This window comes from Streptomyces sp. NPDC005533 (assembly GCF_042871845.1).
Taxonomy (GTDB): domain Bacteria; phylum Actinomycetota; class Actinomycetes; order Streptomycetales; family Streptomycetaceae; genus Streptomyces.
The window spans coordinates 216,233-232,156 of record NZ_JBIAJH010000006.1 but is presented as its reverse complement, the minus strand read 5'-3'; the positions used below and the strand labels follow the sequence as shown (position 1 = coordinate 232,156).

At 75.1% G+C, this 15,924-nt stretch carries 14 protein-coding genes; 3 read left to right on the top strand and 11 right to left on the bottom strand.

Annotated features, from left to right (window positions below):
• Window positions 1–47: 47 nt before the first annotated feature.
• The 6 genes from ACFYP3_RS08785 to ACFYP3_RS08760 all read right to left on the bottom strand — a co-directional run bounded on the left by ACFYP3_RS08785 (window position 48) and on the right by ACFYP3_RS08760 (window position 10,013).
• Window positions 48–1,304 (bottom strand): HEXXH motif domain-containing protein, encoded by a 1,257-nt coding sequence (locus ACFYP3_RS08785; RefSeq protein WP_388828912.1) that lies wholly within the window; start codon window positions 1,302–1,304, stop codon window positions 48–50.
• A complete protein-coding gene (locus ACFYP3_RS08780) occupies window positions 1,301–2,737 on the bottom strand; it encodes an FxsB family cyclophane-forming radical SAM/SPASM peptide maturase (RefSeq protein ID WP_388828909.1) in 1,437 nt (478 codons plus the stop codon). Before ACFYP3_RS08780 ends, ACFYP3_RS08785 begins: the two co-directional genes overlap by 4 nt.
• Before the next feature lie 142 nt (window positions 2,738–2,879).
• Complete coding sequence (gene fxsA / locus ACFYP3_RS08775) at window positions 2,880–3,074, bottom strand: FxSxx-COOH cyclophane-containing RiPP peptide (protein WP_388470767.1); 195 nt, start codon at window positions 3,072–3,074, stop codon at window positions 2,880–2,882.
• Between the two features lie 100 nt (window positions 3,075–3,174).
• Window positions 3,175–6,672, bottom strand: coding sequence for an SAV_2336 N-terminal domain-related protein (locus ACFYP3_RS08770; protein ID WP_388828905.1), 3,498 nt, complete (start codon window positions 6,670–6,672; stop codon window positions 3,175–3,177).
• 6 nt (window positions 6,673–6,678) lie between these two features.
• Window positions 6,679–7,782, bottom strand: a complete 1,104-nt coding sequence (locus ACFYP3_RS08765) for an AAA family ATPase (RefSeq protein WP_388828902.1) — start codon at window positions 7,780–7,782, stop codon at window positions 6,679–6,681.
• A gap of 38 nt (window positions 7,783–7,820) precedes the next feature.
• Window positions 7,821–10,013 carry a trypsin-like peptidase domain-containing protein gene (locus ACFYP3_RS08760; RefSeq protein ID WP_388828899.1) on the bottom strand — a complete coding sequence of 731 codons (2,193 nt, stop codon included), beginning with the start codon at window positions 10,011–10,013 and terminating at the stop codon, window positions 7,821–7,823.
• A gap of 106 nt (window positions 10,014–10,119) precedes the next feature.
• Here ACFYP3_RS08760 and ACFYP3_RS08755 point away from each other — a divergent pair, with 106 nt between their 5' ends.
• On the top strand, window positions 10,120–10,308 hold the full coding sequence (locus tag ACFYP3_RS08755; protein WP_388828896.1) for a DUF6104 family protein: 189 nt from the start codon (window positions 10,120–10,122) through the stop codon (window positions 10,306–10,308).
• Window positions 10,309–10,539: 231 nt separating this feature from the next.
• Here the strand turns inward: ACFYP3_RS08755 and sodN are convergent, their stop codons facing one another.
• On the bottom strand, window positions 10,540–10,935 hold the full coding sequence (gene sodN, locus ACFYP3_RS08750; RefSeq protein ID WP_030709803.1) for a superoxide dismutase, Ni: 396 nt from the start codon (window positions 10,933–10,935) through the stop codon (window positions 10,540–10,542).
• A 171-nt stretch (window positions 10,936–11,106) separates the two neighbouring features.
• On the opposite strand from sodN, the gene sodX reads away from it, so the two are divergent.
• A complete protein-coding gene (gene sodX / locus ACFYP3_RS08745) occupies window positions 11,107–11,526 on the top strand; it encodes a nickel-type superoxide dismutase maturation protease (protein ID WP_388828893.1) in 420 nt (139 codons plus the stop codon).
• Here sodX and ACFYP3_RS08740 read toward each other — a convergent pair.
• Window positions 11,430–12,059, bottom strand: coding sequence for a CGNR zinc finger domain-containing protein (locus ACFYP3_RS08740; RefSeq protein ID WP_388828890.1), 630 nt, complete (start codon window positions 12,057–12,059; stop codon window positions 11,430–11,432). The two genes, sodX and ACFYP3_RS08740, sit on opposite strands and share 97 nt — an antisense overlap.
• Window positions 12,060–12,141: 82 nt before the next feature.
• On the opposite strand from ACFYP3_RS08740, the gene ACFYP3_RS08735 reads away from it, so the two are divergent.
• Window positions 12,142–12,924: a class I SAM-dependent methyltransferase gene (locus ACFYP3_RS08735; RefSeq protein ID WP_388828887.1), complete on the top strand. Its 783-nt coding sequence runs from the start codon at window positions 12,142–12,144 to the stop codon at window positions 12,922–12,924.
• 99 nt (window positions 12,925–13,023) lie between these two features.
• On the opposite strand, the gene ACFYP3_RS08730 is transcribed toward ACFYP3_RS08735, so the two are convergent.
• The 3 genes from ACFYP3_RS08730 to ACFYP3_RS08720 are packed head-to-tail and all read right to left on the bottom strand — an operon-like array spanning window position 13,024 to window position 15,728.
• Window positions 13,024–13,788 (bottom strand): amino acid ABC transporter ATP-binding protein, encoded by a 765-nt coding sequence (locus ACFYP3_RS08730; RefSeq protein ID WP_388828884.1) that lies wholly within the window; start codon window positions 13,786–13,788, stop codon window positions 13,024–13,026.
• Window positions 13,788–14,729 (bottom strand): amino acid ABC transporter permease, encoded by a 942-nt coding sequence (locus ACFYP3_RS08725; RefSeq protein ID WP_388828881.1) that lies wholly within the window; start codon window positions 14,727–14,729, stop codon window positions 13,788–13,790. The genes ACFYP3_RS08730 and ACFYP3_RS08725 overlap by 1 nt, the downstream gene beginning before the upstream one ends.
• A gap of 39 nt (window positions 14,730–14,768) precedes the next feature.
• Window positions 14,769–15,728 carry an ABC transporter substrate-binding protein gene (locus ACFYP3_RS08720; RefSeq protein WP_388828878.1) on the bottom strand — a complete coding sequence of 320 codons (960 nt, stop codon included), beginning with the start codon at window positions 15,726–15,728 and terminating at the stop codon, window positions 14,769–14,771.
• Between the last annotated feature and the right edge of the window lie 196 nt (window positions 15,729–15,924).

Genomic DNA, 15,924 nt, shown 5'->3' with positions numbered 1-15,924 from the left:
GGACGGGACTGAAAAGGTACCGCAGCGGCGGGGTGGGGCGCGGCTCCTCAACCGCGGGCGAACGGGGCGAGTTCGGGGTGCGCCTCGCACCAGGCGCGGCGCTCCCGTTCGACGGCCCGGCGGGCCGCGGTGTGCTGGTCGCCGGGCGGCGGCAGCTCGTCCATGGCCCGTTCGGCGGCGGCCATCGCCTCGGTGAACTCCCGTCCCGCGGCGGTCAGTCGGTCGTGGGCCAGCAGCGCGGGCAGGACGGCGGCCACCTGGGCGCGGATCCGGGCGTGCTGGGCCCAGGCGCCGCGGGCCCCGTAGAGGGCGGCCCGCTGCCAGTACCCGGCCAGGGCCAGGTGGGCGTAGGCGCCGTGCAGGAGTCCCTCCAGCGGGCGGGGGTCGGTACGCCAGGGGGCCCAGTGGCGGGGCGTGCGGTCGGCGGTGTGCAGGGTCAGGACGTCGGCGAGGGCGGCGAGTTTGCCGTGCTGGACCTCGTGGACGAGAGTGGCGGCCAGGGCGGGCGGGGCCTGGGCGCGGGCGAGGACCGAGCCGGCGGCGGCGGGCAGGGTGGCTCCGTTGGAACGGGAGCCGCCGGACAGCGGTACGACGGAGCGCAGCAGGTGCGCGGTCTCCTCGGCGCGGACGGTGTCGTAGCGCAGGAGCAGGGTGAGCGCGCCGGACCACTGGGTGTCCCAGCGCTTGTGTCCCTTCGGTGTGAGCCGGCGGGCGGGGCGGACGGGCGCGGGCTGCGCGGGTCCGGGCGCCCGGTAGGGGTCGAGGTCGTCGAGGGCGGTCCGGCCGTCGGGCAGGGCGTGCAGGGGCAGGGTGGCGGGGTCGTCGGGGTCCCAGGAGCGTTCGGTGAGGGCGAGGGGGCCGGGGCGGTCCGGGCGCAGCAGTCCGAGGGTGGGCAGGACGAGCCGGCCCTGCTGGGGCCGCAGGGTGTGGGTGAAGGCGATCCCGGCGCGCAGGGCGGCGGCGACGGCGAGCGCCCCGAGGTGGCCGAGGTCGGGCGGGGGGCCGTAGCACGCGTGCAGCCGGCGCAGGGTCTCCTCGGCCCAGACCCCGGTGGCCGGGTAGTGCAGTACGTCGCGCACGGCGCCCGCGTCGCGGCGCTCGGCCTCCTCCAGCAGGGCCCAGTGGTCGGCGGCCTCCCCGGACGGGCCGCCGGGGGCGGCGTCGAGGACCGCGCGGAGCAGGACCAGGCGTTTGGAGCGGCGCACGTCGCGGACCAGGCGGGTGCCTTCGGGGGAGGGTTCGGTGGAGGCGAGGGCGCGCAGCGTGCGGGAGGAGACGGTGAAGGCGGTGAGCGCGGTGGTCATGAGGCGACCGCCGGCGGGTGGGCGACGGTGGCACGGGCGGCTCGCGGGGGGAGGGTCCGGCCGGCCCGGACGGCCGGGGCGGTGCGCCGGGCGGCCGGCGCGGGGGCCTGCGCGGCCCGGTGGACGGCGGTGGCGATGTGCCGGATGAGCACCTGGAGGTCGGCGCAGTACACGGAGGGCTGCCGGAAGCCCTCGCCGGCGCGGTAGCGGTGCGGGTAGTGGCCGCCGCCGCACACCTCGACCAGCTCGCAGGCGCGGCAGCCCGCGGCGAGCGCGTCCCGTCCGAGCTGGCGGGCGGCGAGGCCGGGGTGGTCGAGGAGTTGGTCGAAGCTGTGGGTGTCGAGGCTCATGCCGGTGGTGGCGGCCCCCTCGTACGCGGATTTCAGTGAATCGGCCTGTTCGATGGAGCCGTCGGTCTCGATCACGGCGGTGGCGGCGGGCGCGAGCCCGAGGGTCTCGGTGGCGGCGGGCAGGCCGAGCAGCAGGGCGATGATCTCCTCGAAGAGCCGGATGCGGGTGCGCCGTACGCCGTCGTGCCACCAGCGCTCGAAGACGGCGAGCAGCCAGTCGGCGTACGGGGCCAGGCCCGGCTGGTGGCCGGGGGGCGGGGCGCTCCAGTTGGCGAGCGGCAGCAGCAGCCCGAGGCTGGGCGGGGCGAAGGCGAGCAGGGACTCGTACGTCTCCACGGGGTCCAGGTCGAGGTCGACGACGCACAGCACCCCGGCGTAGCTGTCCGGGTGCCGGGCCAGCAGGCGCAGGCCGCGGGTGGCCGCGCCGAAGCCGGGCCGCCCGGCGTGGTCCACGCGCCGGGCGTTGTGCGCGGGCAGGCCGCCGTCGAGGCTGACGCCGACGCCGATCCCGGCGGCGGCGAGCGCGGCGAGGCGGCCGCGGGTCAGCAGGGTGCCGTTGGTCTGGACGGTGGCGGTGACCTTGGTGTGCGGGGCGGCCCGGGCCACGGCCGCCCGGACGGCGTCGACCGGCCCGGCCAGTGCGGCGGGGGCGGTGAGCAGCGGTTCGCCGCCGTGCAGCACCAGGTCGACGCGGGGCAGGCGGTGGGTGGCGGCGTGCTCGGCGATCCGCTCGGCGGCGCGGGCGGCGGTGGCGGGGGTCATCGCGGGCGGCTGGCCGCGCCAGCCCTGGTCGGCCATCTCGTAGACGTAGCAGTAGGTGCAGGCGAGGTTGCAGCGGCTGCGCGTCTTGAGGACGAACTGCCGTATCGGGTGCGGCCGGTGACCGGCGGCCCGGGCGGCGGCGACGTCGAGCCGGGCGTAGGGCCAGGGTGCGGACCGGGCGTGGTGCAGCCGGTGCTCCTCGGCGGGGTCCTGCTCGGGTGGGGCCGGGTCCTGGTGCGGGGCGGAGCCCGCGCCACCGGGCGCGGTGGACGGCGCGGGCGGCGCGGGCAGCACGGACTCGCTCGTGACCGCTCGCCTCATCGCCCCACCTCCCTCCCCCGGCCTCCGGCCTCCGGGGGGCGACCCCCGGCGGACGGTCCATCCCTGCCCTCCGGACGGACCCGGCTAACGGCGGAAAGTGGTCAACTCGCTTTCAAGGTGGGGCGGATCAGGCACGCGCCGGTCAGGCCACCCCGGAGTCGAAGGCGTTGAGGATCTCGGCCGGATGGGTCACCCGCTCGACCATGCCCTCGATCACCTGGGCCAGCACGGGATGGTCGATCCCGCGCAATGCGGCCAGGTCCAGCCCGGAGAGATCCGGCAGGCGCCCGGTGCACGCCGGGGTCACCGCCTCCGCTTCCTGCCGCTTCGTCACCATGTCCCGCTGCTCCCCCTGTCGCGTCGCGGACCGGACGGTCCCCTGCACTTTCCCTCCGGCCGGTCCGCGGAAACAGCGCGCTCCGCTCGCCGCCCCGCCCTCAGAGCCCGGCTTCCAGGGCGCGGACCCGGGCGCGCAGTGCCTCCGTCCGGCCTTCGGCTTCCGCGTCGGCCTCCGCGCCGGCTTCCGCGTCGGGGCGCGCGCCGGGGCGCGTCCACAGCTCCAGCGCGGCACGGTACGCGTCCAGGGCGGCCCGGGGGCGGGCGAGGCGTTCCAGCACCTCCCCGCGCGCCTCCTGCACGCGGGCGGCCAGTCGGAGCGCGGTGCCCGCGGACCCCGCGCTGCCGGCAGGGGCGTCGGGCCCTGCGCGGCGGTCGCGGTCGGGGTCCGGTCCGGTTCCCGGTCCCGGGCCGCCGTCCGGCCCGGCGAGGCCGGCGCCGCCCCGGCGGCCCTCGTCGCCTTCGCGGGCGGCCTCCAGGGCGGCCCGCCAGGCCCGCCGGTAGGAGTCCGCCGCCCGGTCCAGGCGCTCCACCGCCCGGGTGTGAGCGTGGATCTCCTGCTGCACGTCGCCGTGGTCGCGCCAGGCCCGGGCCCGCTCCAGCGGGCTGCGGCTGTGCCGGACGGCCAGTTCCAGCAGGTACTCCGCCTCCCGCAGGTCCACCGCGTCGCCCTCGTACGCGTGCCGCAGCCGCAGCCCGGTGGCCAGCCGCACCAGCCGGCACGCGGCTCCCGGGTCCGACTGCGGGACCGCCGCCCGGCTGTCGCGCAGGACGCGTACGGCGACTCCGGTGAACCGCCGTCCGTCGGCGGCCCGGGCCCGCTCCAGGAGCACCTCGCCCCATTCGGGCAGCAGCTCCCCGAAGGCCTCCCCGTCGCGGGGGATCAGCCGCCGGGCCCGGCCGTACGCCTCGGCCGCGTCCTCCAGCGCCGCCGGGTCGGCGTCGCGCGCGTACCGCTCCCGGTGCACCCGGGCCAGGCACACGAGGGCCGCCACCCGCAGCTCCGGGTCCCCGCCGGCCTCCTCCAGGGCCGTGGTGAGCTGGCCGACCGCCTCCTCCAGCCGCGCCGGCAGGTAGCGCAGCGCGCCGGCGAGGTCCACCCGCACCCGGGCCTCGGCGGCCGTGGCCCGGGCCGCGCCCGGCGCCGGTACGGCCAGCCGGGCGGCGGCCTGTTCGGCCAGGGCCGTGCGCTCGGCCGGGTCCGGGGTGCGGGGCAGGAGGGCCAGGAGCACCCGGCCCAGGGCCCGTTGCAGCGCGGGGTCCGGATCGGTCTCCGCGTCGGCGTGCGCGTCGGCGTGCGCATCGGCGTGCGCGTCGGCGTGCGCGTCCGGGTGCGCGTCCGGGTCTGTGTCGAGGGGCCCGTCCAGGGGCCGGCCGGGGACGGCCGGGGGTCCCGCGAGGGGTTCCAGGGCGGCGCGGGCCTCGCGGAGCGCGCCCGCGTCCGGGCTCAGCGCGCTCAGCCGGATCAGGGTCTCGGCCCGCCGCACCGCGCAGTCCCGCCGCAGCTCCGGGTCGGCCGCGGCGCCCGCCGCCGCGAACTCCCGGTCCGCCTCGGCCAGCAGCTCCGCGTCGGGGCCGTGGGCCAGCGCCCGCTCGTACAGCACCCGGCCGAGGACCGCCCGCGCCGGCGCGGTCCGCAGTCCGGTCACGGCCCGTTCCGCCTCGGCGAGGAGTTCCGGGTCCCGCTGGACCGTCCACAGCCGCAGCAGGGCCCCCGCCAGTTCGGTCTCCGCCTCCTCCGGCGGGTCTCCGGGCGCCGGCGGGGCCGTCACCGCCCGCCGCAGTACCGCCACGGCCTCGGGCAGGGCCCGCGCGCCGCCGTCGGCGGTCGCGTCCGCGAGCCGGGCCCGGGCGGCGCGCACCGCCGCGGCCCGCCCGAGCGGGGGGACCGCGGGGGGCCGGGGGGCCGGGCCCTCCTCCGGCAGGCCGGGCACGTAGCGCCGTACGACCTTGGCCGAAACCTGCGCGAAGGCCTGCGGGAGCCGCCCCTCGGGCATCCGCTCGGCGTCCCGCGGGCCGGGGTCGTCCGCCGCCGGCGGCACTCCGGTGAGCTGCGAGACCGCGAGCGCGGGGAAGTTCCGTACGCCCCGCCCGAAGTGCGCGAGCACGTACTCCGAGCAGTGCTTGAGCACGAGGGCGGCCTCGTCCCGTCCCAGCGGTCCCAGCAGTACGTCCTGCACCCCGGGGGCGAACTCGTACCAGTGCCCCGGTGCGGTCCCGCTGCGCCGCAGCAGCCCGCTCAGCAGCACCTCCGCCAGGTCGGACGGCTCCGAGTCCGGGAGCATCGTGCGCTGCACCAGCCGCATCACGGGCAGCGTGAGCGGCGCCGCCGACAGGTACACCGCCAGTTGTACGGCCCGGGGCGCGGCCGAGGACCGGAACCGGGCCACCAGCTCGCGCGGCGGCCGTACGGCGCGCGGCGGCGGCACGGGCACGGCCGGATGGTCGGCCAGCACCCGGCCGACCTCGGCCGGTACCGGCCCGGTGCCGAGTCCGGCGACGAGCCGGGCCCAGGCCCCGAGGGCCGTCGGGCTCGGCGGCAGCACGGGCACCGTCAGCCCGCCCGCGGGCCGGCCGGGCGGCGGCGGCCGGTCCGGGCGGAACGCCAGCTGCTGCCCGCCGCCCTCCAGCCGGGTGAGCGTGCCCCGTTCGGTCGGCAGCCGGCTGCGGCCCCACAGCCGCTGCGGCAACGGCTGGACGACCATGCAGGGGGTGCACTCGGCCCACCGGTACAGCAGCCGCTGCGCGGCGCCCTCGCGCCACAGCGGCCCGGCGCAGTCGGAGACCACCATGGTCAGGGCCCGGCCGGTGGGGTCCCGCAACTGGTCCCCGGAGCGCAGGCCGGAGCCGGGTACGGGGCTGCGGCCGAGGACCGCCGTACCGTCCGCGAGGCGGTGCAGGTAGTGCGCCTGGACGTCCCGGAAGGCACCCAACCGCTCGCACACGGAACGCAGCTCGTCGAACATGTCCTGCCAGACGGCCATCGAGGCGGAGGCGTCCATCACCAGCCGTACGGTCGCCTCGCGCCGGCTCTCCGGCCGCAGCACCGGGATGACCAGCCCGAGGGCCCGGGCGCTGGCCTCGGCGGTGGCCGGTTCGTCGATGACCAGCCGGGTGGGCGGGACGGGCGGCCGGTGCCGCTGGAGGGCGCGCAGGGCCCGCTGGACGTCCAGGATGCGCGGCAGCGCGGCGGCCCGCGGCACCCGTACGGGCACTCCGTGCTCCTCGGGCGACTCCTGCGGCCGGTCCCCCTCCGCCCCGCCGGCGCGGCGTGCGCCGGGTGCGTAGAGCCTGACCGGATCGTCGGCATCCGTCCGTGCCCGCGCGGGCTCGACGGGCTTGCCGGCCGGATCCTCGGCGTCCTCCCCGGGGTCCGGGTCGGGCGTGCCCGGCGCGGCCGGCCCCGGCCCGCGGATGTGCCCGGCGAGCCAGAGGGCGTCGGCGAGTTCCTCGGCGCTCGGGTCGAGCCCGGCCGCGCGCAGCAGCGCGGCCAGCTCGCGGACGCCCTGCCGGGGCTCGGGAGCGGCGAGCGGCACGGCGGGCGGGGGCACGGGCGGCGGCGGAACGGCGGGCGGGGGCACGGCGGGGGTCGGCGGCACGGCCCGTCACCTCGGGCGGTCGAGGCGCTGGATGAGCAGGTCCGCGAGGTCCTCCCGGGTGGGCGGGGCGGCGTAGTGGGTCAGGTAGACGGCGTTGAGCAGCTGGTCGGCGGCGACCAGTTCGGTCTGGGAGCGGCTGAGGAACTCCCGGATCAGGTCCGCCCCGAGCCGGGCGGCCTCCTCGCCGAGGTGGGCGCGGACCATGGTCGCGAGCCGCTTCTCGCCGGGCTGCCCGAGCTTGAGCTGGATGCAGCGGCGCAGCAGGGCGGCCGGGAAGTCCCGCTCGCCGTTGCTGGTCAGGACGATGAAGGGGAACTCCCGGCAGCGGATCCGGCCGCCGCGGACGGTCGCCTTGGTCCCGTCGTCGGTGAGCACCTGCACCTCGGGCTCGGTGTCGGCGACGCGCTCCAGCTCGGGGAGCGCGAACTCGCCTTCCTCCAGCACGTTCAGCAGGTCGTTGGGCAGGTCGATGTCGCTCTTGTCGAGCTCGTCGATGAGGAGCACCCGGGGCCGGGCGGTGGGCAGCAGGGCGGTCCCCAGCGGCCCGAGCCGGATGTACTTCCCGATGCCGGGGGCCGCTCCGGTGCCGTGCGCCCCGCCCCGGCCTCTGTCTCCGTCCCGCCCTTCGCCGCCGACCCCGGTCCCGGCCCCGGTCCCGGCCCCGGTCCCGCCTCCACCTCCGCCTCCGCTCGCCGCGAGCTGTACGTCCTGCAGCCGGGCGAGCGCGTCGTACCGGTACAGCCCGTCCTGCAGCACCGTCCGCGAGACCACCGGCCAGCGCAGCACCCGTCCGAGCTTCAACTCGTGGGCGACCGCGTGCGCGAGGGTGGACTTGCCCGTGCCGGGGAAGCCGGTCACGAGCAGCGGGCGCCTCAGGTACAGCGCCGCGTTGACGGCCTCCAACTCCTCGGGTTCCGGCCGGTGCAGCTCGGCGGCCTGCCGGTGCGCACCGAGCCGCCGGGCCACGTTGCCGTCGGCGGCCGCGGCCGGCCCGCCCGGCTCCGCCACCGGACCGCCGTCGAAGTCCCGCCAGGGCGGCGGATCGGGCAGGGCGTCGATCCCGTCATGGGGCTCACCGACCCCCCGGTATATGAGCCACTCGTCGTTCATTGCCCCTCCCTCACTCGAATCCGCCGGGCCCGGCGCCGTCACAGGTCGCCCTGGAGCGGTTCGTCGTCCGGCAGCGGCCGCGCCGGGTCCTCCCACACGAGCCCGGTCCCGGCCGCCCAGTACGCGTCGGGGTCCGCCCCGTACGCCCTCCCCCGCAGCGCCTGCAGGCGCACCGGCAGCACCTCCGCCCGCCCCGCGTCGGCCAGTTCCTCCCGCAGCCCGCGGTGGAACGGCGCGCACGACTCCCTCGGGTCCGGCGGCGGCCGCCGGGTCACCACCACTCCGTACCCGGCGTCGCGCACCGCGTGCAACGACCCCAGCGTGGGCTCCGAATCCGCGGCCCGGCAGTGCACCGGCACGGTGTTGTCCGGCAGTCCCGACAGCCACTCGGCCGCCGGGCTGCGCGGACGGCCCCCTGCGCAGTCGGCCCGTTCGTCCTGCAGGGGTCCCGCCTGGACCCGCGCCCACCGCGCGGCCGCCTCGGGGTGCCCGCGGCCGGCGGGGTCCCCCGGATCGGCGGGGTGCGCGCGGCCCGACGGGTCCCCGCCGTCCGCGGGACGGCCGGCGTCCGCCGGATGCCCGGCCCCGGCCCGACCGGCGGGGTGGCGCAGCACCACCGGCCGCTGCACCCCGAGCGGTACGCCGCCCGTCACCACCCACTCGTCCACGGCCAGCCCGAACAGCTCCGGGGCCACGGCCACTTCGAGCAGGGCCGCCGCCTCGTGGGTGTCGCAGCGGCGGAAGGCCTCGGCCAGCGGGGCCCGCAGCACCTCGCGCAGACCCGCCGGGGTGGCCCGTACGCCCGAGTCGACGGGGGTCACCCGCCCGGGCTGGGCCGGGCCCGCGAGGACGGAGACCCGCCAGTCGTAGACGTCCTCCCAGCCGTGCGCCCACACCTCCAGCAGCGCCGAGGCCCCGGGCGGCAGCCCGCCGGCCCGCCGGGGCGGGCCGTTCACCGCCCGCCCGGTCGAGGCCCGCCGGCGGCGTTCCCGCTCGGCGAGGCCCCGCTCGTGGCGCTCGCCGAGCTCGCGCCGCAGCGGGCGCCACAACCGCTCGGCCGTGGCCCGGATCCAGTCCCAGAGCTCCTCGTCCGCGCCCGGCGTCGGCGGCTCCCGGTAGTCGGCCACGCTCACGTCCGTGGCGTACCGGAGCATGGCCGCGGCCTCCCCCGCGCCGCCGGGCGGGTCGTGCAGCAGGCCGAGCCCGTCGCGCCAGCTGAGCGGGGCGGGCGGCTGCGGGTCCGGCTCCTCCCCGCGGGCCGCCTCGACGAGGGCCCGTACGACCTCGGAGGAGCCCGGCGGGGGCAGTTCGGCCAGCAGCCCGCACAGGGTGGTGCGCTCGCCGGGGGTGAGCCGGCCGCGGCCGCCGTACGGGGCGCCCTCCTCCGCCGGGAGCTCGCCGTGCACGTCCGTCCAGGTCCGGCGGTTGTCGAGGTCGCTGAGGTGCTGGTCGTAGTGGTGCAGGTCGTGGGCCTGCATGACGCGGCGGTAGAGCCCGACCTGGCCGCGCGCGGGCATGGGCAGCGTGCGCAGCTGCACGACGGAGACGGCGAGCCCGCCGCCCGCCCCGTGCCGCCGGGCCTTGACCACGCCGACGACCTCCCCGCGGGTCAGGTCCACCACGGGGCCGCCGGACATTCCGGGGTCGATCTCGTCGTCGCCGCCGAGCCGGATGGCCGCGCCGTTCCCGGCGGTGCCGCGCAGCCGGGTGGTGCGGCCGGTGATCTCGGGCGTACCGAGGTCCTCGGTGCAGCCGAAGTAGGCGACCTCGTCGAAACGGGGTCTGGAGCGGTCCGTCAGCCAGACGCAGGCGTGCGACACGGGGGCGAGGACCCTGAGCAGCGCCAGGTCGGGCAGGTCCCACAGGGCGCCCCGGCGCGGACGCCTCTCCTCCAGCCGCTCGGGCAGTACGCACTCCACGCGCCCGGTGACCGTCCCGGTCGCCCCGTGGGTCCCGGAGGAGAAGGTGATGCCGACCTCGCGTCCCGTCAGACGCACCGCAGCACCCCCTTCGCCGACCACGTGCGCGCACGTCAGGACCCAGCCGGGGGCGATGAAGAAACCGCTCCCCCACGTGGGACCGGTCCGATGGCTGCCGGGGTTGTCATACCCGCCCGGCGGGGCGTGAACGCGTACGGTCGCGGCCTGGACGAGGGGCTCGAGGAGCTCGAAGGCGCGCGCCGAGCCGGTCGTGCGCCCGTCCGTCATCCGCACCCCCCGCTCGTTGGGCATCCAGGCTAGCCCCGGGGGCACCACGGGCGGGAGGCCTCTTCGCCCGCGCGGATTATCCTGGCGGGAAACACCCCCTGCAGACCCCCATCACGGCACGGAGCCCGACTTGTACTTCACCGATCGCGGCATCGAGGAGCTGGAGAAGCGGCGCGGCGAGGAGGAGGTCACCTTCGAGTGGCTCGCCGAGCAGCTGCGCACCTTCGTCGACCTGAACCCGGACTTCGAGGTCCCGGTGGAACGCCTGGCCACCTGGCTGGCCCGCCTGGACGACGAGGACGACGAAGCCGACGAGTGAGCCGGCCCGCCGGTCGGCGGTCACGACCGGAACGGGCAGCCCGTACCTGAGCACCGTACGTCCGCCCGCGTGCACGCTCCGGGCGGATGCTCCCCGGACCCCACGCCGTCGCGCGCTCCGGGAGGCCCGTCACGTGGCCGCGTACGACACCGGCCCGACCGCTCGCAGCGGTCGGGCCGGTGTCGTGTGCGCTCCGGCAGGGAGCGCGGGAAGAGCCTGGGGCGCCCAAGATCAGGCGGCCTTGGTCTCCCAGAAGATGCGGTCGATCTCGGCGATGAGCTCGAGGGCCTTCGCGCCGGTCGCCGGGTCGTTGGACGCCTTGGCGGCCGAGAGGGCCTTCAGGGTGTCGTTGACCAGGGTGTGCAGCTGGGGGTACTTCTCGAAGTGCGGCGGCTTGAAGTAGTCGCTCCACAGCACCGAGACGTGGTGCTTGGCGAGCTCGGCGCGCTGCTCCTTGATGGTGATGGCGCGCGCGCGGAAGTCGGCGTCGTCGTTGGCCTGGTACTTCTCCTGCACGGCCTTGACGGACTCGGCCTCGATGCGGGCCTGGGCAGGGTCGTACACGCCGCACGGAAGATCGCAGTGGGCGGAGACCTTCGCCTTGGGGGCGAAGAGGCGGGAAAGCATGGAGTTTGTCCTCCTCGTGATCGTCTTCTCAAGGGGGAGATTACTCGCTGAACAACCGGATTTCGCGGGCGCCCCCATGGGCTTAGGACAAAAGTCCAGGGGCGCGGCCGGACCGGTGAGCGAATGTACGGACCGGTGCGGCAGCATGCGGGGGTGACGAGGAGGACGCGCATGGTGGAGAACGGGCGCCCGCGGAAGCGGTTCGGGGTGGTGGAGGTGACGGGGGCGTCGATGGTGCCCACGTTGACCAACGGGGACCAGGTGCTGGTCCGGTACGGGGCGGCCGTCCGCCCGGGTGACGTGGTGGTGCTGCGCCATCCGTTCCAGCAGGACCTGCTGGTGATCAAGCGGGCGGTGGAGCGGCGGCCGGGCGGCTGGTGGGTGCTGGGCGACAACCCGTACAACGAGACCGGCGACAGCACCGTCTACGGGCCGGTGCCCGCAGAGCTGGTGCTGGCGACGGCGGTGCTGCGCTTCCGGCCGCGCGAGGAGGGTCAGCGCTCGCTGAGGGCCCGGCTGTCCTGGGCGGTCTCGGCGCTGCGCCCGCTGCCGGCGGACGCCTCCGCCTCCAGCCGCTTGCGGGCGCGGTAGGCGGCCACGTTGGCCCGGGTCGCGCAGCGGTCGGAGCAGTAGCGCCGGGAGCGGTTGGTGGAGGTGTCGAGGTAGGCGTTGCGGCAGGGCGCGGCCTGGCACAGGCCGAGGCGGTCGGGGCCGTGCTCGGTGAGGGCGAAGGCCAGCCCCATGGCCGCCATGGCGGCGTAGCCCGCCGACGCGTTCGAGGGGTGCTCGGCGAGGTGGATGTGCCAGTCGGGCCGGCCGTCCTCGCCGATGGTCTTGTGCCCGGAGACCTGAGGGCTGACCGGGAACTCCATGAGCAGCGAGTTCAGCAGGTCGACCGCGAGGACGTCGTCACCGCCGTCGGCGGCCTCGAAGACGGCGCGCAGCCGGGCCCGGACGTTGCGGAAGCGGGTGACGTCGGTGTCGGTCACGCGGCGGGCCATCTGCACGCTGGCGCCGAACAGGGCACGGACGGCGTCCACGGAGGTGAGCTCGTCCTTGTTGCGGGCCGGCTCCTCGGTGTTGACCAGGCGCACGGCGAAGTCCGAGTAATGGGCCAGTTCCACTTGTAGTCCTTACGGCTGCGGATTAGTGTCTCCGGTAACGGCTGAGACGTCTTCGAGGGTATTACGTATGGAGGGGTTCGTGATGGCGCATACGGCTGATACGGCAGATACCGCTTCCGGCACGGGGTACTGGCAGGCCTGGCAGGACAGCTGGGACCGGCAGCAGGAGTGGTACATGCCCGACCGCGAGGAACGGTTCCGGGTGATGCTGGACATGGTCGAGGCCCTGGTCGGCCCCACCCCCCGGGTGCTGGATCTCGCGTGCGGTACGGGAAGTATCACGGACCGCGTCCTCAAGAGGTTCCCGGGAGCCACCAGTACGGGCGTCGACCTCGATCCCGCCCTGCTGACGATCGCGGAGGGCCACTTCGCCGGGGACCCGCGGGTCACCTTCGTGACCGCCGACCTCAAGGACCCGCACTGGCGCGCCGCCCTCCCCCACGACTCGTACGACGCGGTCCTGACCGCCACCGCCCTGCACTGGCTGCACAGCGACGACCTGTCCGTCCTCTACGGGCAGCTCGCACCGCTCGTCGCCCCCGGCGGGGTGTTCATGAACGCCGACCACATGCCCGACCCGGCCACCCCCCGCATCGACGCCGCCGAGCACGCCCACCGGCACGCCGGCATGGACCGGGCCAGGACGGCCGGCGCGGTGGACTGGCGCGAGTGGTGGGAGCTGGCCGCCGCGGACCCGCTCCTCGCGGAGCCGGTCAGGCAGCGCTTCGCGATCTACGGGGAGCACGCGGACGGCGACACCCCGCCCGAGGCCTGGCACACCGCCGCCCTGCTCGGAGCGGGCTTCGCGGAGGCCCGTACGGTCTGGCGCTCCCCCTCGGACGCGCTGGTCCTGGGTCTGAAGTAGGCACCTGAGCACGTGTGAGGGGCGGTACGGGAATCCCGTACCGCCCCTCACCTGTCCGCCGGAGCGACGAGCGCACCGGAGGGCCGGAGCCCTGGAGCCCTAGAGCACCTTGGACAGGAACGCCTTCGTGCGGTCGTGCTGCGGGTTGCCCAGCACGTCGCGCGGGTTGCCCGACTCGACGACCACGCCGCCGTCCATGAAGACGAGGTTGTCGCCGACCTCGCGGGCGAAGCCCATCTCGTGCGTGACCACGATCATGGTCATGCCGGATTCGGCCAGGTCGCGCATGACGTCGAGGACGTCTCCCACCAGCTCCGGGTCGAGCGCCGAGGTGGGCTCGTCGAAGAGCATCAGCTTCGGCTCCATGGCGAGCGCGCGGGCGATCGCCACGCGCTGCTGCTGACCGCCGGAGAGCTGCGTGGGGTAGTTCCCGCCCTTGTCGCCGAGGCCCACGCGGTCCAGCAGCCTGATGGCGCGCTCGCGCGCCACCGCCTTGGACTCGCCCTTGACCATGACCGGGGCTTCCATGACGTTCTCGATGGCCGTCATGTGCGGGAAGAGGTTGAAGCGCTGGAAGACCATGCCGATGTCCCGGCGCTGGGCCGCGACCTCGCTGTCCTTCAGCTCGTAGAGCTTGTCGCCCTTCTGGCGGTAGCCGACGAGCTCCCCGTCGACGTACAGCCGGCCGGCGTTGACCTGCTCCAGGTGGTTGATGCACCGCAGGAAGGTCGACTTGCCGGAGCCGGACGGGCCGACCAGGCAGAAGACCTCACGCGGGGCGACCTCCAGGTCGATGCCCTTGAGGATGTGCGCCGCACCGTAGGACTTGTGGACGCCCTCGGCCTTCACCATGGCAGTCGTCATCAGGCCACCGCCTTGCGGTTCGAGAAGCTGGAGAGTTTCGCCTTGATCTTCTGCAGCGGCGTGGGCGGCAGGGAGCGGAGCGCACCGCGGGCGTAGCGGCGCTCCAGGTAGTACTGGCCGACGCTGAACACGCTGGTCAGGGCGAGGTACCAGATCGAGGCGACGAAGAACATCTCCATCACCGCGAACGAGGTGGACGCGATGTCCTGGGCCGCGCGCAGCAGGTCGAAGTACTGCACGGCGACGACGAGCGACGAGGTCTTGAGCATGTTGATGAACTCGTTGCCCGACGGCGGCACGATCACCCGCATGGCCTGCGGCAGGACGACCCGGCGCATGGTCTGCGTGCGGGTCATGCCGAGCGCGTGCGAGGCCTCGGTCTGGCCCTCGTCGACCGACTGGATGCCGGCCCGGACGATCTCCGCCATGTACGCGCCCTCGTTGAGGCCGAGGCCCAGCAGGGCGGCCAGGAACGGCGTCATGACCTGGGTCATCTCGTCCTTGTAGAACCCGAGGTTCAGGATCGGGAAGATCAGGGCGAGGTTGAACCAGATGAGGAGCTGTACGTACACCGGGGTGCCGCGGAACAGCCAGATGTAGAACCAGGCGATGGTGCTGGTGACCGGGTTCTTCGAGAGCCGCATCACGGCGAAGAGGACACCGAGCACGAGACCCAGGGCCATCGAGGTGATGCTGATCCAGATGGTGTTGCCGACGCCACGGAGGATGGTGGGGTCGAGCAGCTTCTCCGGCACGGTCGCCCAGCGGACGTTGCCCTGGGAGAAGGCCAACACGAGCGCCACGACCAGGCCGATGACGACCACGGCGCTGACCCAGCGGCCGTAGTGGCGGACCGGAATGGCGCGGATCGCCTCGGGGGGTACGGCCCCGGCCGGCGGGGTGTCCGCCGGGCCCGGGACCTTGTCGAGCTTGTCAGTCACAGTGACTGCCCTTCAGTGTGCTGCGGTGGTACGCGGAGGTCAGGAACCGGCGTTGATCTTGGCCTCGGTCACGGCGCCGGAGCCCGCGTTCCACTTGTCGAGGGCGGCCTTGTACGTGCCGTCCTTGATGACCGCGTCGAGGGCTTCCTTGAGCGCGTCGCGCAGCTCGGTGTTCTTCTTGTCCACCGCGATGCCGAAGAGGCCGGCGTCGGTCGGGTTGGCGATGGCCTCGAAGTCGTTGCCGCCGCCGGCGGTCTGCGCGATGTACGCGGCGACCGGGGAGTCGTTGAGGTCCGCGGCGGCGCCGCCGGCCTTCACCCGGGTCTGGGCCTCGGCGTCGGTCGGGAAGGACTCGATCTTGAGCTCGCCCTTGCCGTCCGTCTTGCACTTCTCGGCCTGGGTCTTGGCCGACTCCTCGTAGGTGGTGCCGCGCTGCACGGCGACCGTCTTGCCGCACAGGTCGTCGAGGGTCTTGATGCCCTGCGGGTTGCCCTTCTTGACCAGGATGCCGGTCGAGGCGGAGAAGTAGTCGACGAAGTCGACACCGGCACCGGTCTTGGCGCCCTTGTCGTCCAGGCCCTCCTGACGGGCCTTGGTGTCGGTCAGCGAGGACATGACCAGGTCGCTGCGACCCGTCTGCATGCTGCCGATGAGGGTGTCGAAGGTGCCGGACTCGAACTTGAACTGCACGCCGAGCTGCTTGCTCAGGGCCGCCGCGACGTCGGGGTCGACGCCGACGATCTTGCCGCCCTCGGTGAACTCCATGGGCGCGTAGGTCGCGTCCGTGCCGACCTTGATGACACCGGCGTCCTGGATCTTCTTCGGGAGCTTGGAGAAGAGCGGCGCGCTGCTGTCCGCCGCACCGGAGGGGCTGGTGGAGGCCTTGTCGGTCTGGTCGCCACAGCCGGTGAGGATCAGGGCGCCGGCGACCGCGATCGCGCCGACCGCGGCGATCCGGGACCGTGCGGCGGTCGTACGACGGGTGGTGCTAGCGGTCATGGCTTGGTTCCTCCGGCAGTGGTGGAAAAGCATCGAAAAACGGTCGGGCACGCACCATCGAGTGTCGCGACCTCGTGTGATTACGGCATCTTGCCATTCGGACTGAGACATTCAGGGTGCCCGTCAGGTCAAAATCGCATAACGGGCGGTGGGGGTAGCCCAACAGGACTGCGGACATGGGGGTTCGAGACCGCAG